Genomic DNA, 19,064 nt, shown 5'->3' with positions numbered 1-19,064 from the left:
CAGTAGGAGATATTTTAGGGGCTGGCAAGCCTTTTTTTATGCAGTTAAGTTCTGCACAAATTCCTCGCAAACCTCTGTACTTTTATTTTGCAATAAACACCTGTCCCCATGTCCCAGGAAAAGCTCCATTATGATTCTCTATTCTTTTTAAATATGTCCTTTGATCTGTTACTTAATATTTCTAATAGATAAGATATTCCAATTCCTATTCCACCAATAATTAATGCAGCAATAGCAGTTAAGATTCTTTTTTCCACAGGCTGAGGAAAGAAGAAGGAAGATATTAATAATATAGTAGCAAAAATGTACATCAAAAAACGACCTTGTTTAAACATGGATACATACTCCTTTTACACGCAGGTCAAGAAACTGGTGCATATATAGGTGGGAGGAAAGTTGGCGGTGGTGTTTTTGCTAAATTTAAATAACATGGAGAGGAAGAATAAGTTGTTTAAAACAGCCAAGAAAATGAAATTTATTACCTTTTTGGTAATGGCTTTTGTAAGTCTGTTATTCCCTTTTGACCTAAAAGGGAAAATAATTTGTTTTACTTTTATACTCGTATTAGGCGTGTTTTCTCTAGTCACGACAAATATATTAGAATACATAACAAACATATTAAGAAAGACTGGAGATGACTAGTTGTTTTACCTAGGGAGAATTTTAATTATTCTAGGTGTATTACCACCTATTATTATAATATTACTTTCTACAAGCACAATAGTGAATAAACTATTTGCAATCATAATCATGGTCCACAGGGACAGGTCCCTCGTCCCAGTAAAAATAGTATAAGGATATTTCTATCGTTGGGACAGTAAACCTGTCCCCATGTCCCACCTATCGTTGGGACAGTAAACCTGTCCCCATGTCCCACCCAAAATAAACTGTTCGAATGGTACTGCATCCCAAATGTTAGAGTAAAATCTAACCTTTTGGGGTGCAGTACAGAACCTTCCCCCTGTTTCCGTATTATGCATATGCACTATTTGTCGAATACAAAATAGTATAAAATCCAAAACAAAAAATAATACTTGTAGTACGAGAGTTAGTTTTAGTTACTTGTAGTTACTTGTAGTTTTTGGTATATTGGGGGTGTGAGGTGAATTGAAAATGGCTATTACAGAAATTGAACAACGAATTTTTGAAGATAAAATTCAAAAGTTAAATAAAATGAATCTGGAAGAATGGGCCTCAGATAGTTTTGCTGACAAGCAATTTAGACTTATTTTTATCAAAGCTATTTATAACTTAGTACAAGATGAATATAAATCTAGTGACAAATTATCTGAAGCTTCATTATTGGACAACATTGACACTGCAAAAAGCACATTAGAAGAATTGTTGCTCAGCATGGTAAAAGTTGCGTCAACTCCTCGAAAAAACAAAATGTACAAGTATAAGATACCAAAACAAGAACTTGTGAAAGGCTATACCACTGGTCAGTTAGCAACATATTTCGGTGTAAGCACTACATCGATTAATAATTGGATCCATGAGGGGAGATTCTTAATTGAATTACCAGATGGTACGATGGAAAAAATAGTTCGTAAAAACTCACATGAAAAGGTAAAGATTCACCCTGAAACCTGGTACGATGCGCCATCCGGTACCCGTTACCAAGTTAAAGAAGTGGTTGAAGCTTACGAATATGACATAGCAGAATGGGAAAATTCCCGAAAGGTTAACACTGTTTCTGAGAAGGAGCAAATTCGGTTATATTTAAAACACTTTAAAGAGAAATATAACGGCGAAGATTTCCAGGCTGTTTTTGGGGATAGAGACTGGGATCAACTTTCAGCACAAGAGGAAGCAGATGCTGCTATGTGGTCTTTCTTCTTACAAAGGATTCGCAGTGAAGACTCTCGGGATTAAGAGATCAAATTTTCGTAAACTTGAAACATTGGACTACAAAGACATTATTGACGAAGTCACTCCTATCCCCAGCAAAAGAGCACTCATACATCACGGGCCCAATGTATCAGTTCAAGCGAAAAGAATTAAATTTAAACTGCACCTAGAAATACCCCCTCTTTATTGCGTTGAATATATCGATAATGCTTCTGGTGAGATTATAGAATACCATTACGATTGGGAAGATAGTTCGGGTATATTAATGAAATTTCATGCTCATTATCATCCAGAGGAAGCTCCAGCATCTGTAAAACAGTTCGACCCCTTCCATCTACATGTAAAAATTGACGGAAATGATAAAGAAGCACGCAAGCGTGAACCCGACACACAATATAAATGCTTATATAATGTTTTATACTTCATTAAAAGCCATGCGTATGTAAAAGCCTATACCGGAAAGTAAGAACTGTATTAATAGACCAGGTAGACGTGGTTTAGTGGATAACTCCCCGACCTCTATCTAAAAACTCCAGTAAAAATGCTTCCACTCAGCAGAAATTCTAATAAATCACCAAATACTTTTGGTCGGACGACTCCCGTAATGTATAACTGCTGGCGCAGTTATACATTACGGGAGTCGTCTATTCCTAGCGTGCTTTGAACTTATGAGAACTTTAAAAGTTCATTTTGGCTATTATTCCATTGGGATTTGAACTCATGAGTTTTCTATGAAACATTTAACTGCTTTTCTGACCCGGTTTTGTTTCATAGAACCTCCCTATGACACACTTTCTCATTTTCCATCCCCAGCTTTGTTTCATAGAACCTCCCTATGACACACTTTCTTGTTTTTCACCCCCAGTTTTGTTTCATAGAACCTCCCTATGACACACTTTCTTGATTTTTATCCCCGGTTTTGTTTCATAGAACCTTTCTATGACACACTTTCTTGATTTTTATCCCCGGTTTTGTTTCATAGAACCTCCCTATGACACATTTTCTTGATTTTTATCCCCGGTTTTGTTTCATAGAACCTATCTATGACACACTTTCTTGATTTTTATCCCCGGTTTTGTTTCATAGAACCTATCTATGATACGTTTTCCCATTTTCATCCCTAATTTTGTTTCATAGGACCTCTTACTGGGTAAAGGAATGCCATTTGAACCAGATCCCTCTGGCCAGCTGGAAATCTAGTGGAAATTCATGACAGTTCTACGATGATTTATAAATATGAGTTGCGTGGAGTTTCATTAATCCGGAACTTGCCGATCTGTCACTGGGCTTGGCGCTGACAATCTTCCAAGAGGTACCTTTGCGCTAGTCTTCTTGTGTTATAAGCGTTAAGAAACAAATTAGAGGGGAACCACATGAAATGGTACTAACTTTTATAACCCGCAGAAGAGAAAGCTTCATTGTAAGGAACATTAATCTAAACACATCTCTTTTTATTTAGATTATCCCTTAATCATTCTCTCGCGTGCCCTACCACTAAAAACCATTCGACAAACTTTGGGCGGTGCCTAGCACTACGCTTTCTCTAAACTTTAAAGACGTGACTAACCTATATCCCCAATATCCTTGCTGCTTGCCGCACTGACAACCCGTCTATCTTTTTTATTTTTCGCAGTAATTCTTTTCTTTGCAGTTTTGGCATGCATTTTACCTGTGGGATTTCGATCGTCGCAACAAGCACCTTTTTGATTTCTCGTCTTGCCTCTTCATCTATTAAACGTTTCTGAGGCGCTTCGGCTTCTAGACATTTGTCTTGATTTTTTCGTTCATTAAATTCTTTAAATTTTCCCCTTGCGATTTCTATGTCAGGGGAAAACATCCTTAAAACCGGGGCAGAATCTAACAACTGCTTTGGATAGACTGCTCCAGCGCCAGTCTTCACAACAGGCCACCATCGCTCGCATGATGACCTGATGGCGCGTTTCTTCAAGCTGCTCCGATTGAATTTCGGTATCCTTGAGCAGATAGGCTGCCTTCATCTAGCAGCCCAAGAATGCTTTCTCGACCACGCTCATTCTTCTTCACCGGCCGTTAAATCGAGCTCAAATTCACTCGGAATCACTCTGTCGGGAGGAATCGTGTTAGATTTTAGGGCAGTCTTTTGGTTCTGTTGGTAAAAATCAATCTCTTTTACGCTCAGCAACGAGTTGTTTTCCCAGTTCTTCAAAATCCCAACCACGTAGCTCAGCGTTCGCTTATTATTGACACAAGCAATCGTCATCGCTTTTACAATCACATCTTTTGGCTGCAAAAAACTAGAATCGTCCAACCAAGCTAACAGCTGCTGTTTTCCATGGATGTTCGTTAAGCCAAAACCATTATCATCCCAAAACGCAATGATTTCCTGAACATCAGTGGTTTGATTATGTTCTGGAAAGTGAAACTCAACATCCGAATTGATTTTTAAATCAGGCCCAAGCACCGTCTCTTTTTCTTGTTGTTTTTCTTTTTCTTGTTGTTTTTCTTTTTCTTCTTCTTCTTTTTGTACACGTATCGTCTGACGGGCCGCTAACGTATCGTTATTTTTGTAAAAATAAGAATCATCCTCGGTATTATCTTGATTTTCACAGATAGAAAGATCTTCCGCCGCTCTACCAAAAGATTCATACAAGCTGCGAAATTCCTGCTTATCAATATAGTTCGATAAATATTGAATAAGAGAAAGATCCTCAACCTCTTTCAACTCCGAATAAATACAATCCATGACCGGTTTTCCGCCTTTTCGGAAGTTATGCTTCGCCCAGTCTTTTAGGGCAATCTCTCTCGTCTCCGGATTGTAACGAATCAGTTTGTGATGCTGGATAAATCGCTCCATTAGCGCTTGGATACTCTCAATGGAATAACCCATATCATACGCCATTTGCCTCTTCGTAATTTTATAAATCCCAATTTGAGTGGTGTTGTGGTTCGTCAGTAAATACAAGTAAAAGTACTTATCCTCCGGACTCATCTCCTCTGAAATCATTGGATTAAGCCAAAAATCAGTCCGCACCATTCTAAACATTGCCATCATTACCACTACCCTTCATCAAATATATTTCTTCACCCCCTATATAGGTTTAAATGATGAAAAGGGACATGCTTTTTTTGGAAAAATATGAATGATTGGTGACACATTACACCTTCGCGGTTCCGTCAAGAACATGGGGACGGTTCCACCGTTCCCCCAGTTTTTTCCATACCTGTTCAACTTGCATATGTTTATCAATTAAAAATCCACTAAAAAAGGTCAGGACATAGAGTTAAAACTCTTGGCTCTGGCCTTTTTTCTGAGGAACATTAATTCTAGACTATACTCGTAGTGTTACTCAAAATGGAATTAATTAGGAAAACACCGGAACCGCCCCAGCGTTTCCGGTGATTCCAAAAAATAGTAGAACAGTGAATGAACTGTCCCTATGTCCCTTCGCCCCCAAGGACTCCTAGTAGATGTTTATTTCACGGTACACTTAGGGGAAAAATTTACAAACACAGAGTCTTTGCCATCATCCATCATTCTTTTCAATTCCCTCCCTAATGAATAATTAGAATTGGGTTCTGTTTGTAATACACAAACAATATTTCCACCCTCTCCTTGTGATAGACAGGTTAACTGTAAATAGTCAGTATTATCATATATAAAAGACACTATATAATCATAGTAACTATCTTCACAGTTATCCTCATTTAATGCCCCTCTAAAAATCCTAACTATGGTCCCACTCCAAATTCGAGTATCGTCTGCGATTTCCTTAACAGATATCCAATCACTCTTAAGCATCCTGTTACATCCTTTCTATTTAATTTTTAAATTATGACCGCCAGATACATCGGCAGGTTTAGTTGGCTTAAAATCAAAATCAACCTCCCCTTGATGCTTTCCTTTGCTATTTGTTTTTTCAAATCGACCATGCTGTGTATCTACCGAATATAAATCACCTGTTTTAGGGTCTTTATATACATCTCTACCATTAATCTTACTCAATTTTGAATCCTTTATTAAACCATTATTTTTAGCAACTTCCTGTACTTTTGTTCTTACAGCTGCAACTCGCTCGGCCGGTGGCAACTTGACTAACGATTTTTCAAAATCCTTAGCACTCTTACCCGTTCCCTTACCATTTCCATAAATCTCATCGACATTCGTTTTAATCTGCGTTAAAAGTCCATTGTCATCCAGAACATTATAAGGTACAGGTTTTGAAACAGTTGGAACTCCAGCGAGTGCCAATTCAGGACTATTATGAATCTTTGGAATATGTACGGCAGACTTCGCCGCCATATTACCCATTTTAGCAAGATTACCAATCTTTGATGATCCATTATCACCTAAAATCGAGAGTCCGATAGAGGTAAGTCCACTGGTAATAAAAGCTGTCCTGCTTTCGACATCCCCATGAACAAAATCACGATCCCATGCGGCTGTAACCGCATTCCAAATATATTTTGGCATATTCAAGACGGAGCGCCAATTATCTTTTACAGAAACAGCAGCATTCAGAAAATACCCAACATCATTTGCATATTTTAAAAGTTTTTCACTGTTATAAAGCGCAGGGTGGGCCAAGTTATCTAATCTTTCCCCAAAATTAGCCATTCCCTTTAATCCTTCTACTGCACTTTCAACTGCATTGCCAGAACCAATGAGAACACCGGACCACACTTTCTCATACCAGGGCCGATTCAGCGATTCTTCCGCTTCGATGGCGCCATACCAAGCTAAATCTTGTCTATTCTTAAAATCAAGATATTCTTTTACCCGTTTCGCCATTTCATCCTTTAACTGATAAGTTTCGCTGTTATGATAGGCTTCTGAATCAAAATGGACAGCTGAAACGACACCATTCTTTCGGGACGCTTCCAGCAGATCCTTCAAGAGTCCCACGGTATAATTTTCCTGAATTTCGGTCAATTGATATTCTTTTACGAGCTGGCGATCCAATTCATATACGATTTCAATGGTCTCTTTGCGCCCTTTTTCAGCCTGATGAATTTGCTGGTCAAAGTTTTCCCTCGAAAAAACCTCTAAAGGAAGAATATCATCAATCTGGAGGAAAATCCTTTTTAACTCAGCTTCCTTGTCAGACACGATTTCGTCCATGTTTCGGGCTTTGTTCGCAAGAGTATCTTGTAAAAATGGAGCATGAACCAATTTCTCTCCAGACAGGCCCAGCACATCAAGCCTTCGGTCAATATCATCCAAAAATCGAATATGCTCCGCCAAAAACAGCTCCCAGGCTTCGACAACATCGATTTGAGCTTGATAAAATCCTTTTATCGCTGTAGCGGTTTTTCCCTTAAAATCATCCAACTGAACAATTTCCACAAAAGCCTGCTTTAATTGTTCCAACTGGTCTTTAAATGTTCTATACTCGTCGGCACGTTGCTTCATGGCCAAACTCAAGGTTTGAGATTCAAAAACTTTTAGATCTGACATTACTCACATTTCCTTTTTAATTAAAATAACGTTTGGGCATCATCTTGTTGGGTATAGATTCAGCAAATGATCTCTCACAACTTGTAAAATATCCCATTATTTCATTATAAGGTAACGTCATTTACGACAGTATATGACATTTAGACTATTTCCACAGTGTTTCTAAAGAACGGTGGTCACCTTATCCCTCAAAGCAAGGTTGCTTTCTTCAATCCAAATAACTGGTTTCTTGTGCTCTGATGGTGATAGTTTGACAACAATCTTTTGCTCCGACACTTCGACAAAATTCGGGTGGTACCTGGCACCTTATCTCATTACGTTGAAGGTTCGGGTTCTTGTTTCGAATACATAGGTTAGATCACGCGTCATTGTTTTTCCGTTAGATTCTACGCTTACATTCAAGGTTAATTTAAGCTTACTGTTATCTGTTAGGTTCATGTTATAGTCATTAATCTCTTCAATGAGAGTGCCATCACTCACCTGAATAGATTCGTGTTTTTCATCAATTGTGAATTCTAAAGGTGTAGATATATCTTGATATACATCTTTGAAGGTAACATCGTTTCCACCAACTATTTTCACACTATTAACAGTAACTGCACTTGTATTTTTCGGATGCTTATAAACAGCTAAACGTAAATAATAATGATAATAGTAATCCTCTCCAATTTCCGTAGTATCACCTTGCCTCATATAAGGGTTAAATAAAACTCCCTCAATTAGATACGGCTTTAACTCAGGATCGGAAAAATTACTTTTGGATAATTCCTTATCTTCCGTTACTGGATGAATGATATCTATAATTGAAGCCGTTTCACAGCCCGTTAGGCCAATCAAAAAAACAGCAACACACAAATTTATTATTAACTTTTTCAACAACTAAACACCTCTTAATCCTCTGAAAAAAATTGCCCTGTCAGTCTGGCTGAAAATGTTATGGGAGTTCAGATACATTTTTTGCCTTAAACGCTTGGAGCGCCTTTTTGCCTGTATCAATAACTAGATACAAGATAAACACTGCTCCAATAAGAAACACAATTGCCCAGCCCATTTGGTTGTCTGCAAAACTATCGATTATTCCCATAATGCAGGAAAATATCAGATACACACCAACACCACAACCAAACAAATGCGAAAAAATAAATATTCCTTTTGCAAGCTTAAAATCTTCTATTCCCTTTTTCTTCTTTGTCTTCAAAACACCATGCCCCCGTCTATAGAAATAATAAAGTCAAAAACTATAAAATATAATTCATTCATTATTATTAGCATATATTGTAAAAGTATGGAAGATTATGAGGAAAAGTAATACTATAAGGTATTGTTCGAGAGGTCCCCAGAGACAGGCCCCTCGTCTTTTATCGGTGAGACATAACCTGTCCCCATGTCCCTGCCTGCTCTTCCCGATGTTTCAATTCTGCTATACTAAAGAAAACACAAGAAACAGAGAGGGCAACGAAACCATGGTGAATTTTTTAAATAGAATCGAATCCGCTTTATTAAGTAAGGACCATTTTGTACAACATTATGCTGTGAGAATATTAAAGGATAGTTATCTTGTCACACCTGATACACTTTTTACAGCATTGGAGGCATTTGATTCCGGGAACAAGACAAACTTCCCTTCCTCCATACTTCCGCATATTGGTTTTATTCCTATTAATGAGAATGGCTTGAGAGAGTTAATAAACAGATTAAATAATGACGATGAAAACAAGATTTGGTACCTTCAACTCATGAGCAAGGCCAGTACGGATCTCCTTCTAACATTTCAGGAGCAAATAGAAACGTTTGTCAATAAACAATATCTAGATAACCTTAAGGAAATCAAGAAACTGGATGATGAAGGGTTATTTATGGAGCTCGGCGACATAATAAATGAACTAGAAAATAGTTTTAATCATCAACTCTTTGATCTGGGAAAAAGAATCGTAAAGGAGCTAATCCTCCGAGGGGAGATTCCTGATTGGGAGGTTAAGAATGGGATTCGGAATAATTTAGATGAACATGAATACATGCCAATTGAAGGAATCTATAACGTCTTCATGGCAGGAGAAGTTCGAACAGAGTCCGTTATTCCTGACTTAATAAAAATATTGGACAAAGACGAAGGAGATATCGTTCTCGATGAAGTAACAAAGGCTCTTATTAAAATAGGGACAGACGACGTCATTAACCAGGTTGAACTGGTTGCTCTGAACAGGTCTACCTACTATTATAGCATTGATATTTTAGCAAAAATAAAAACGAAATCCGCACAACAAGCTTTATTACGCTTGTTCAATCAAACTGGCGATATATCAATGAAAACACTAATTGCAGATGCTCTTTGTCAGCATCTATCCGTTGAAGCCATTCCTCTTGTAGAAAAACTAATAGAAGATGGATTTGATTCAGGAATGCTAGACTTGGTCGAACCCCTCTATGTTAACTTGGTTCTCAACGAAATAAACCATCCAGATTTACCGAAAATGAAAGAGTATTTAGATGAAGAAGAACGCCGTATAAACGAACGAAAACAACAAGTAGATATGTTTGCTTCCAAATTCCATACAGAAAAGATTGGCAGAAACGATCTATGCCCGTGCGGTAGCGGTAAGAAATATAAAAAATGCTGTATGAAGTGATTCACTTAAGAAAAAGAAGGCCTTTCCGCGAGTATTGCGAAGAGGTCTTCACTCTTTTCTGTTCTTCGGCTAAAATTCAAAAGATTAGAGAACAACAAAACAAAACGGCATTTTAATTCTATGAAATCAGCTTATATTAATAAAGAACATGGGGACGGTTCCTCCGTTTCCCTAGTATTTTCCATACCAGTTAAACTTGCATATGTTTATCAATTAAAAACGCCACTAAAAAAGGTCAGGACATAGAGTTAAAACTCTTGGCCCTGACCTTTTTTACTGAGGAACATTAATTCTAGACTATACTCGTAGTGTTACTCAAAATGGAATTAATTAGGAAAACACCGGAACCGTCCCAGCGTTTCCGCGCTCTAGCGACAATTACTCCTTTATCTGCTAATGATGTTTGCAAAATATGAGCGATATCATCACTTAACTGCATTTCTTTTGTCTCTAACAATCTTCTAGGATCCAGTTCCTTTTGCTTAATAGCAGAATATATCAATCTAATAATTAACTCCTCTATATTTTCACTAACCTCATTAGGTAATTGGTTATTTCTACGCTTTTGAAGATACCTATCTCTGATATCATATGGCATTAATTCTATATATTCATCAAGATTGATATTAAACATTTCTAGTAGCTGGGGAGATTTAAAAAACATATTAACGTACGAATCAACATTTAAAAAATCCCAGTCGTCAAATAAAAAGGACTGAAATGATTCGAGATTATCTATGTGTTCAATGATATATTCATCATTTTCAGATTTAGGAGTAAAATTAGAGACGTCAGTTATTGTATTATATTCCTCGTCAATTCCAGTTATATACCACTCGATTAACAAATGGAGTGCATATTCTTGAAGTGGTGTTAGGATATGTTGAAAGCTGTCTGTCGCATACTCCTGTAATTCAAATACTGTTTTCTTGCATTTATCAATCTCATTTCTAACCATAAACGAAGGAAAAATGTATTCTAATTGGTGGTCAAAATCACCACTACTTTCACCTAGTTCAATAAAGAATGAAATTATTTCCTCTAGCACTTCATTAACCTTAATACTAACCTCTTTAGAAATATCATAGGCAATTTTAATTATAGAAATCACCTCCTAGCACATTTACAATATTTTCTCTGACATTAATTATCTCATTAGACCTTCTTCTCATGTCCCAAAATGTGAGACATGAGAAGAATTCTTTTCGACAAATCTCGGGGCGTACCTAGCACTACGCTTACGACAGTATATGACATTTAGACTATTTCCACAGTGTTTCTATAATACCCATGTCCCTCTCGCTCAACTTGCATATGTTTATCAATTAAAAAGCCACTAAAAAAGGCCGGGGCTAAGAGTTATAACTCTTAGCCCCGGCCTTTTTTTATGAGGGTCATTAATTCTAAACTACACCCACAGCGTTTCACAAAATGGAAGTATTTAGATAGACACTGGAACTGTCCGCCCCAGTATTCCCCCTGCAGATGATAACACTAGTGGAGCCACCCCAGAATCATTCGACAAAATTCGGGCGGTGACTGGCACCCCTACTCTTCAGGTAGGAAGTTTTCTTGGTTTGTCCAGTCGTCGATAGAGTCTATACGGTTGATTGGAACGATTTCTCCGTTGCAGATTTCAAATACGCGCCAAATATTCCCTGCTTGACCCATTGGTACATTGAATGTTTTAACTATAGAATCACCTTTATATACGCGTACTGTCGCTTCAGAGTTTGATAGTGACAAGTCCTTATCAAGGCTATTTGTAAAGTTGTGAACAGCATAAGTATACGTTCCTTCTTGTATACGGTCGATGACTGTAACTGTTTCAGGACCAAATGAATTCGTATCATCTATATCAAGGTTCACTTCATTTTCCGGATCAGAATAATCCTGATCAATGTAATATACGTGGAAGTAGCCACCATCGGCTTTAGGTCCTGCGAAATGGGAGTCTAAATCTCTAGGATCTTCACCCCAGGTTAAGACCACTCGGATTTCCTCATCTAATAAACCGTCTGGAGAAATTGATACATTCTGGTCACCTTTTGTCTGACCACCTAGAGAAATAATATTTGCAGATGTTGTAATATATCCTCTACCGCTTACTTCCATGGTGTAGTTGCCACCTGGCAGCTCAACGCTATAATCGCCTTGTTCATTTGTCTCTACAGTCTCAACAATTTCACCAGACAAATTGTTTTTACCTTTGCGAATATCAATGTTAAGTCCGTCTACAGGATCGCCTGTTACTGCATTAACAACTTTACCTGTCGCCGTACCAATTCCAATGTATTCATTACCAATCAATTGTAACTTTGCATCAAAAGTTGTTGTATTAGCTTCGTTGATTGTTACATTTGATGAATCCGTGATATAGTTCGGATGAGATACGACAACATGATAAGAACCTGGCTCTAAACGAACCTTATAAGAGCCATCCTCTTTGGTAACACTCTCTTTTACTAGAACTGACTCATTATAAATCTTCACAGAGGCATCATTAAGCGGTGCGTTACTTACAGCATCAACAACATATCCGACAAGCATTCCACGTTCGCTTTCAATAAAGCCTTCTACAGTAGTATTTAAAACATATGTTTTATCATTAATTGTTAATTCGTGGCTATTTTCAGCCGTTGCGACCATACGATTCTCTGCATTTGCAATCGCTGAAAAAGAAGAAAGTAGCAGCCCTAGAATAAGTATATAGCTTATTTCTTTTGGTACACGCTTTTGGCGAATGGCTCTAATCGCAACGACAAGAACAACCATTGACACAAGCAGCAATAAGAAGTAACCAATGAAGCTTGTATCATCACCTGTTTGAGGAGCTGCATTGCTTCCTGCTTTTACCTCTTGTTTAACTATGCTAGCACCTGGTGTAGCATCACCTTTAACTTCTGTATTAACCGGTGGTGTTACCACACCCGCATCAGCACTTTTTACTTTTGCGGTAAACTCTAGATTTGTCTCACTTGAAGGGGCAATTTCATCTAGATTCCATGTAATTGTATTATTTTCAACATTTAAATTTTGAGTTACGAGTTCTAATCCCTCAGGTAGAGTACTTTTAACGACAACATCAACTACAGAATCTTCTGATGTATTGGAAATAGCTAGTTTATACTTAATTTCATCTGTTTCAGTGTATTCTTGTTTATCAGTCGTTACTTTAACTTTTAATGCTGTAGGCTCTTCAGCGTGGGCAACATAATTCTGCTGAAGGAAAAATCCAAATATAAAAGTCAATAAAAATAACATTCTATTAAACTTCTTCATTTTCTTATTCCCCATCCTTTTCTATTAACTTTGCATGAATAATGATGCGTTCGTCCTCATCGACATTTGTACATGTAGATAACGTTAAAAGAGTATCTTCATAAACCACTTCTGCAGGAACTTTGATGAGGGATCTAGCTCTCACAATTTGTATATACTTAGTAAACTCTTCCGCTGTCGTAAAGCTAGTTTTCAGCCAATCTGTATCTTTATCTGTATAAACCGAGAAAATTTCCCATGTATATGTATCGTTAAACAACTCAAAGCTTATGTTTTTGTGATTTTCAAAGAATGATTGGTCTTTGAACTTACTTAAACTACCAAACATACTATTGTCCTTCATATTGTGACCATACAGAATCGTATTTTTATCTAATTGATCAACAGAATTCCGATAATCTATAAAAATCGAACCCGTTTTATCTTTTTCCTTATAAAAATTATGAGTTAGATAAAAATCATTATTAACTGTTTTTACAACCGGATAATCAATTCTAGTGTCATCAATCGATATCCAACCTACATATTCATCATTCAATGCGATTAATTCTTTGTTTAGGTTGTTAGTTTGTCGGGCAGGACCTTTTTGCTGATAGTAAATCTCTCGGATGGCATCGTATTTTTTGTTAGATTCATAATATCCGCTCATCCCATTAAATATGGAAACCACGGAATAACCAACCCCACTTAAACCCAATAGTATAAGCAGCAATAAAAAACCTTTTTTAATCGACGAGTCACCTCCCTTTACCATAGTGGTAATTCAAAATAGTAAACAAATTACTATTTGTCTAACACACTACAAAGGTTCAAGCAGAATAACGAACGCACAACATTACATCAATTACCTAATATACCACTATTTACCTTTTATTCAACAATAATTTACATTTTTATGTAAAATTACACCAAAATATTGTAATCTTCTCCAAAAGGAAACAAGGGTCACCTCATTATCTCGTTCTCCTAAAAAAATCCATTTTTTGTGTACTCTACAAGATTCTTGATATCCGCTCCATGGTAAACAAGAATGCGGTTTTCAATATCCTCTCGGACGCTTTCCCCAAAATGCTGAACAGATTTTCGCACCATAAATTTGATTTCATTACGGCGCTCCATTCCATAATTCTTAAGCTGCTCTCGCCAAAAATCTCCTTTTGCTGAGGAACATTAATTCTAGACTATTCGTAGTGTTACTCGGGATGGAATTAATTAGGAAAACACTGGAACCGTCCCAGTATTTCAATAAATACCTAATTTTTGTGGTTTTTTGCGTTTTGGTTAGCAAAAGTAGGCTTTTCGTTTCATTTTGGCTATCAATTTCGCATGAAACGTCGTATTTCCGCTTAAAAATGAAAAAAGTGATTTTCGCCAGATTTTTGATTAAACGCTATCGTTAAGTTACCCGGGAATACATTGGTAGCGCGCTTTCCTGAAGGGATTTATCGATGGAGAGTTTTGAAGAACTGGCAGAAACCTACAAACCTATGATTAATAAAATTATGAGTTCCTTGCACATTTATAAAAATCAAGAAGAATACTTTCAGCTCGGACTCATCGGCTTGTGGGAAGCATCTAAACACTTCAACGAGGAAAAAGGTAGCTTTCTTAATTATGCGTACACTCATATTAAAGGGAGATTTTTATCAGAAATGACAAATCAGAATAAGCGGGAGGAAAGATTTTACTTCCCAACAGACCTATTTTGGGACACTGTTATCTCACTAGAACAGGAACGAGAAATTTCCCATTCTGATATCGCCTATCTATGCAAAGTATTATCCGAGCCAGAACGCAAATGGCTGCAATACACCTGCATCGACTGCCTAAAAACAAAAGAAATAGCTGAGAAAGAAAAAGTATCAATTTCATTGGTGAAAAAATGGAGAAAGAATGTGCGAGAAAAGATTCGAAAACAGTTGGTTACGACTACATAAAGGGGGCCACAGGGACAGGCCCTCGTCCCAGTAAAAATAGTATAAGGATATTTCTATCGTTGGGACAGTGAACCTGTCCCCACGTCCCCATCAAACGTTTGATTAATAACCGAAGTTTTCATTAACCCAGTTAGCCAATTCCCCCAAATTTGGCAATTTCTTTAAAATTCTTCGAATATATATTTTCAAATATTTGTCTATCATCCGAATCGGCACTATAGTTCATGGTAGATAATTCCCAGTCATTATGTAATGGTCTAAAAGGAGAATTATTTTGGAACCCAAAAAGACCATTTACATAGGCAAAGTATTGAAAAGACTTAGAGCAGAGAAAGGCATCACCCAAGAAGAACTAGCATTTAACAGTCAAATTGCTGAAAGATATATTGGTTATCTTGAAGCAAATAAAAGACAGCCATCCCTCACCACAATATTTCATCTTTCTAAGGCGCTAGGAATGACACCTTCTGAATTTGTAAAGGAAGTCGAGAAAGACAAAAACTGGGATTAAAGGATAGTCCCAGTTATCTACCTTTTTATACTACAGACACTACACAATCCCGATCACATCATCCACTTAGGCATACGAAAATTTGTAAGCGCTTAAATAAAAATTTTTTATATAAATTAAAATTTAACGTTTAAATATGTAAGGGAGGTGAAACCATAAATGCCCCCTAGAAAATACACCTAATGAGCCTACATAGATTCATATCATTCAATAATTAAAAAGGAGATGAAGTATTTGCTATTAGAAAAGTTCTATATTATCAACCAGCATATGATGTATATTGAAGGTGTGCTTGACGAAAATGGGAAGTTGATTTCCAAGGTTCATCAAGACGACAAAACTTTTCTTGTTGATCGTTCCCCATTAGAGATCCTCAAAGATAGTATTAAATTTATCGGATATGATTATCGCGGGGCAAAGGCAACTGCTAAATGGCTCCTCGGTGAAATCAATCTGTGTCCGGTAATGGTGAATCCCATACTTGGCATTTGTGTATTTCCAGATCCATCAATCACAAGCGTTGAAGCTATATTATTTAATCCTGCACATATCATCCGCACAACCTCACATCATGGCAAAACTAGAATCGAGTTCAGCAATGGATATATTCTCGACATCAAGCGAAAACTGTCTTCCTTCAATCATAAACTCCAAGCCGCAGAACAACTAAGAAAACTGACTGTTGAAATAGGTAAGAATCCAAAATCATTCATTCTTGATCCTAATAAAAAACGCATTCTCCACAACATTTCAAAAAGAAAGTCCTATAACAAGAAAAAATAAAACTAAAAAGAGTCCTTCTCATGTCTCAAAATGTGAAACATGAGAAGAATTCTTTTCGACAAATTTCGGGTGGTACCTGGCACTATGCTTGCTCTATGCTTTAAAGACAAGACTAACCGATATCCCCAATATCCTTGCTGCTTGGCGTAATGACAGCCCTTCTATCTTTTTTATTTTTCGCAACAGTTCTTTTCGCTGCTGCTTTGGTAGACTTTTTACCTGAGGTATCTCGATTGCACCAAGCACTTTTTTGATTTCTCGCCTCGCTTCTTCATCAGTTAGCCGTTTCTGAGGCGCTTCGTTTTCCAGACATTTGTCGTGATTTTTTCGTTCATTGAATTCTTTAAACTTTCCCCTTGCAATTTCTATGTCAGGGGAAAACAGCCTTAATACTGGTGCAGAATCTAACAGCTGCTTCGGATAGACTGCTTTACCATAATAGCCGCGGCAGCTGCTCCAGCGCCAATCTTCACAGCTGGCCACCATCCACGCTTTAACAGGATTTTGATGGATGTATCTGATAACAGTTATAAGGTAATTTCTATCTTCGACACTTTCGCTCTTAAAACGATCTTGAAACAAATGACCGGTTGTCCGGTACTTCCAATTGTAATATTGGGCGTAGCAAACACCAACCCGTTTCATACTATCCGAAATCGATTCAGTTCCCTCTTTCATTAATAAATGGACATGGTTGCTCATTAGGCACCAGGCATACACAATCAACTGACACTTCTGTTTATATTTTAATAACAAATCAAGAAATACAATCCAGTCCACATCTTCATGAAAGATTTCCTGTCGGTTCGCCCCTCGCCATATCAGATGGTAAACTCCTGATTTGCTTTTGGACCTAGCCTCACGGGGCATTTCGTTCCACACCCTTTATTATTTTCTCATTCATCATTTTCTCACCTACCATCTGGGCATTGGATTGATTTTCACGCCGCAATAGAATTGCCTGCCAAATCGATTCATCAGAAATCTCCTGTAATCCCGCTAAATCAGAGATTGTTCTGGCGAGGCGAATAATTTTGATTTGGACACGATTGCTCCACTGTTGCTTAGATGATACTTGGCGGATCATATTTAATTGATGTTCCTTCAATGGACTAAGTGCAGTCAATTTTTCAAAAGGGACTTTGGCGTTGGTCAACTGCTGTTGATAGCGCCTGAATTGTCTATCACGTGCCTGCTCAACCCTTTTTCGGATAAAATTAGAATCGACTACGTCCTTCGAAGGTTGACTTAGATTCACAGGTTTTAAATATAAAAGGATATCAAACCGATCAATAATCGGTCCTGAAACTCTATTTTTATAGGATTGAATTTGTTTTGTGGAGCAGGTGCAATAGCGGGTATTTGAATCATGATATCCACATTGGCAGGGGTTCATTGCCGCAATAAGCAAAAATGAGCAAGGATATCTCACTGTTGATTGTGCTCTACTGATTGTGACCATTCCAGATTCAAGTGGTTGTCTTAACATATCGAGCGTTTTCTTTGGAAATTCGGCCATTTCATCGAGGAATAACACACCTCGGTGAGCGAGTGAGATTTCACCTGGCTTTGGGTTTGTCCCTCCACCGATAATCGAAATCGATGATGAGGAATGGTGTGGGTGGCGAAATGGTGCAATCTGAGGAAAATCTAGTCTTTCTTTTGCTAATTGATATAAGCTCATGACCTCCAGCTGCGCTTCCTTTGTCAATGGAGGCAATATCGATGGAAATGCTTCGGCAAAAAGGCTTTTCCCACAGCCAGGAGGGCCACTCATCAACACATTATGCTCTCCCGCTGCAGCAATTTCAAATGCCTGTTTTGCATGTTCATGACCAATAATATCACGGAAATCCTTGGCATATTCAAAATGATGGGAAAAGTGTTCAGGTGGTTGTGGCGCTTCCATTAGGGGTAATAGATTTTGCCCGGATAAATGCTGGATCACTTCGTGGATATGCTGAATGACGATACATTCTAGCCCTTCGAACATTAGAATGGGTATATGTGGATCATAGGGTAAGTACACGCGTTTGAACCCAAGCGTATTCGCGGCAATCAGTGCAGGTAGCATCCCATCGACTTTCTCGACTGTTCCGTCTAATGAAAGAGCTCCAATAAATACTGAATCATCAGGGATTTTAGCTTTCAACTCCCCCTTTTCTTTCAAGATGCCGATTGCCATAGCGAGGTCAAAGAATGGACCATTTTTCTTGTGCTCTGATGGGGATAGATTGACAACTATCTTTTGCTCCGATACATCGCAGCCTAATGTATGCACTGCCGACAGGACTCTTTCCTTCGATTCTTTCACCGATGTGTCTGGCAACCCGACAATTACCATCGACTCCTTCCCTTCAGAAACATGAACCTGAACTTGAACACAATAACCCTCAAGCCCTTTTAAGCCGATACTGGATATTTTTACAGTCATTTTTGTGTGGCCTCCTTGCTAATAAAAGTGAATGGGAAAATAGAAATGTTATTTTAATATAGAGTAAACAAATGATTGATAAAATTGGTTTTTGCATGAAAGAAGGTGAATACAGCCACCCAAATGTACCACTAGTGACATTGTTTGTACCAATTAGTGACAAGAAATTTACCACTTTGTGACAAGGCATTTACCAATAAGTACT

At 37.7% G+C, this 19,064-nt stretch carries 18 protein-coding genes; 6 read left to right on the top strand and 12 right to left on the bottom strand.

The window, feature by feature from the left end; translation table 11 throughout:
- Positions 1–128 precede the first annotated feature (128 nt).
- On the bottom strand, positions 129–335 hold the full coding sequence (locus tag HHO41_RS21090) for a hypothetical protein (RefSeq protein WP_169102377.1): 207 nt from the start codon (positions 333–335) through the stop codon (positions 129–131).
- Between the two features lie 778 nt (positions 336–1,113).
- On the opposite strand from HHO41_RS21090, the gene HHO41_RS21085 reads away from it, so the two are divergent.
- On the top strand, positions 1,114–1,875 hold the full coding sequence (locus tag HHO41_RS21085; RefSeq protein WP_169102376.1) for a hypothetical protein: 762 nt from the start codon (positions 1,114–1,116) through the stop codon (positions 1,873–1,875).
- 241 nt (positions 1,876–2,116) lie between these two features.
- Positions 2,117–2,317 carry a hypothetical protein gene (locus HHO41_RS22835; protein ID WP_169102375.1) on the top strand — a complete coding sequence of 67 codons (201 nt, stop codon included), beginning with the start codon at positions 2,117–2,119 and terminating at the stop codon, positions 2,315–2,317.
- A 1,101-nt stretch (positions 2,318–3,418) separates the two neighbouring features.
- Here HHO41_RS22835 and HHO41_RS21075 read toward each other — a convergent pair.
- The 6 genes from HHO41_RS21075 to HHO41_RS21050 form a co-directional block, all read right to left on the bottom strand.
- Complete coding sequence (locus tag HHO41_RS21075) at positions 3,419–3,751, bottom strand: hypothetical protein (protein ID WP_169102374.1); 333 nt, start codon at positions 3,749–3,751, stop codon at positions 3,419–3,421.
- 129 nt (positions 3,752–3,880) lie between these two features.
- Positions 3,881–4,879, bottom strand: coding sequence for a DnaD domain protein (locus HHO41_RS21070; RefSeq protein WP_481747108.1), 999 nt, complete (start codon positions 4,877–4,879; stop codon positions 3,881–3,883).
- A 423-nt stretch (positions 4,880–5,302) separates the two neighbouring features.
- On the bottom strand, positions 5,303–5,629 hold the full coding sequence (locus HHO41_RS21065; RefSeq protein WP_169102373.1) for a hypothetical protein: 327 nt from the start codon (positions 5,627–5,629) through the stop codon (positions 5,303–5,305).
- A gap of 15 nt (positions 5,630–5,644) precedes the next feature.
- Positions 5,645–7,285, bottom strand: a complete 1,641-nt coding sequence (locus HHO41_RS21060; RefSeq protein WP_169102372.1) for a T7SS effector LXG polymorphic toxin — start codon at positions 7,283–7,285, stop codon at positions 5,645–5,647.
- Between the two features lie 306 nt (positions 7,286–7,591).
- A complete protein-coding gene (locus HHO41_RS21055) occupies positions 7,592–8,164 on the bottom strand; it encodes a hypothetical protein (protein WP_169102370.1) in 573 nt (190 codons plus the stop codon).
- Between the two features lie 55 nt (positions 8,165–8,219).
- Positions 8,220–8,483, bottom strand: coding sequence for a hypothetical protein (locus tag HHO41_RS21050; RefSeq protein ID WP_169102368.1), 264 nt, complete (start codon positions 8,481–8,483; stop codon positions 8,220–8,222).
- Positions 8,484–8,748: 265 nt separating this feature from the next.
- Here HHO41_RS21050 and HHO41_RS21045 point away from each other — a divergent pair, with 265 nt between their 5' ends.
- Positions 8,749–9,912: an SEC-C metal-binding domain-containing protein gene (locus tag HHO41_RS21045; RefSeq protein ID WP_169102366.1), complete on the top strand. Its 1,164-nt coding sequence runs from the start codon at positions 8,749–8,751 to the stop codon at positions 9,910–9,912.
- Between the two features lie 292 nt (positions 9,913–10,204).
- Here HHO41_RS21045 and HHO41_RS21040 read toward each other — a convergent pair whose 3' ends face one another.
- From HHO41_RS21040 to srtB, 3 genes are all read right to left on the bottom strand, one after another.
- Positions 10,205–10,960, bottom strand: coding sequence for a hypothetical protein (locus HHO41_RS21040; RefSeq protein ID WP_169102364.1), 756 nt, complete (start codon positions 10,958–10,960; stop codon positions 10,205–10,207).
- Between the two features lie 500 nt (positions 10,961–11,460).
- Positions 11,461–13,164: a carboxypeptidase regulatory-like domain-containing protein gene (locus HHO41_RS21035; protein ID WP_169102362.1), complete on the bottom strand. Its 1,704-nt coding sequence runs from the start codon at positions 13,162–13,164 to the stop codon at positions 11,461–11,463.
- A gap of 34 nt (positions 13,165–13,198) precedes the next feature.
- Complete coding sequence (gene srtB, locus HHO41_RS21030; RefSeq protein WP_282434296.1) at positions 13,199–13,948, bottom strand: class B sortase; 750 nt, start codon at positions 13,946–13,948, stop codon at positions 13,199–13,201.
- 694 nt (positions 13,949–14,642) lie between these two features.
- Here srtB and HHO41_RS21025 point away from each other — a divergent pair.
- The 3 genes from HHO41_RS21025 (at position 14,643) to HHO41_RS21015 (ending at position 16,425) form a co-directional block, all read left to right on the top strand.
- Positions 14,643–15,131: a sigma-70 family RNA polymerase sigma factor gene (locus tag HHO41_RS21025; RefSeq protein ID WP_169102358.1), complete on the top strand. Its 489-nt coding sequence runs from the start codon at positions 14,643–14,645 to the stop codon at positions 15,129–15,131.
- A gap of 274 nt (positions 15,132–15,405) precedes the next feature.
- Entirely contained in the window at positions 15,406–15,642 is a 237-nt protein-coding gene (locus tag HHO41_RS21020) for a helix-turn-helix domain-containing protein (protein WP_211171265.1), read from the top strand.
- 234 nt (positions 15,643–15,876) lie between these two features.
- Positions 15,877–16,425 carry a competence protein ComK gene (locus HHO41_RS21015; protein WP_169102356.1) on the top strand — a complete coding sequence of 183 codons (549 nt, stop codon included), beginning with the start codon at positions 15,877–15,879 and terminating at the stop codon, positions 16,423–16,425.
- A 93-nt stretch (positions 16,426–16,518) separates the two neighbouring features.
- On the opposite strand, the gene HHO41_RS21010 is transcribed toward HHO41_RS21015, so the two are convergent.
- The gene (locus HHO41_RS21010) at positions 16,519–17,295 is read right to left on the bottom strand and encodes a transposase (protein WP_169102355.1); all 777 of its coding nucleotides are present in this window, start codon (positions 17,293–17,295) and stop codon (positions 16,519–16,521) included.
- Positions 17,285–18,859, bottom strand: a complete 1,575-nt coding sequence (locus HHO41_RS21005) for a YifB family Mg chelatase-like AAA ATPase (RefSeq protein WP_169102353.1) — start codon at positions 18,857–18,859, stop codon at positions 17,285–17,287. Before HHO41_RS21005 ends, HHO41_RS21010 begins: the two co-directional genes overlap by 11 nt.
- Positions 18,860–19,064 lie beyond the last annotated feature (205 nt).

The organism is Bacillus sp. DNRA2 (assembly GCF_012843265.1).
Lineage (GTDB): Bacteria > Bacillota > Bacilli > Bacillales > Cytobacillaceae > Bacillus_BU.
This window is presented reverse-complemented; position numbering and strand designations above follow the sequence as displayed.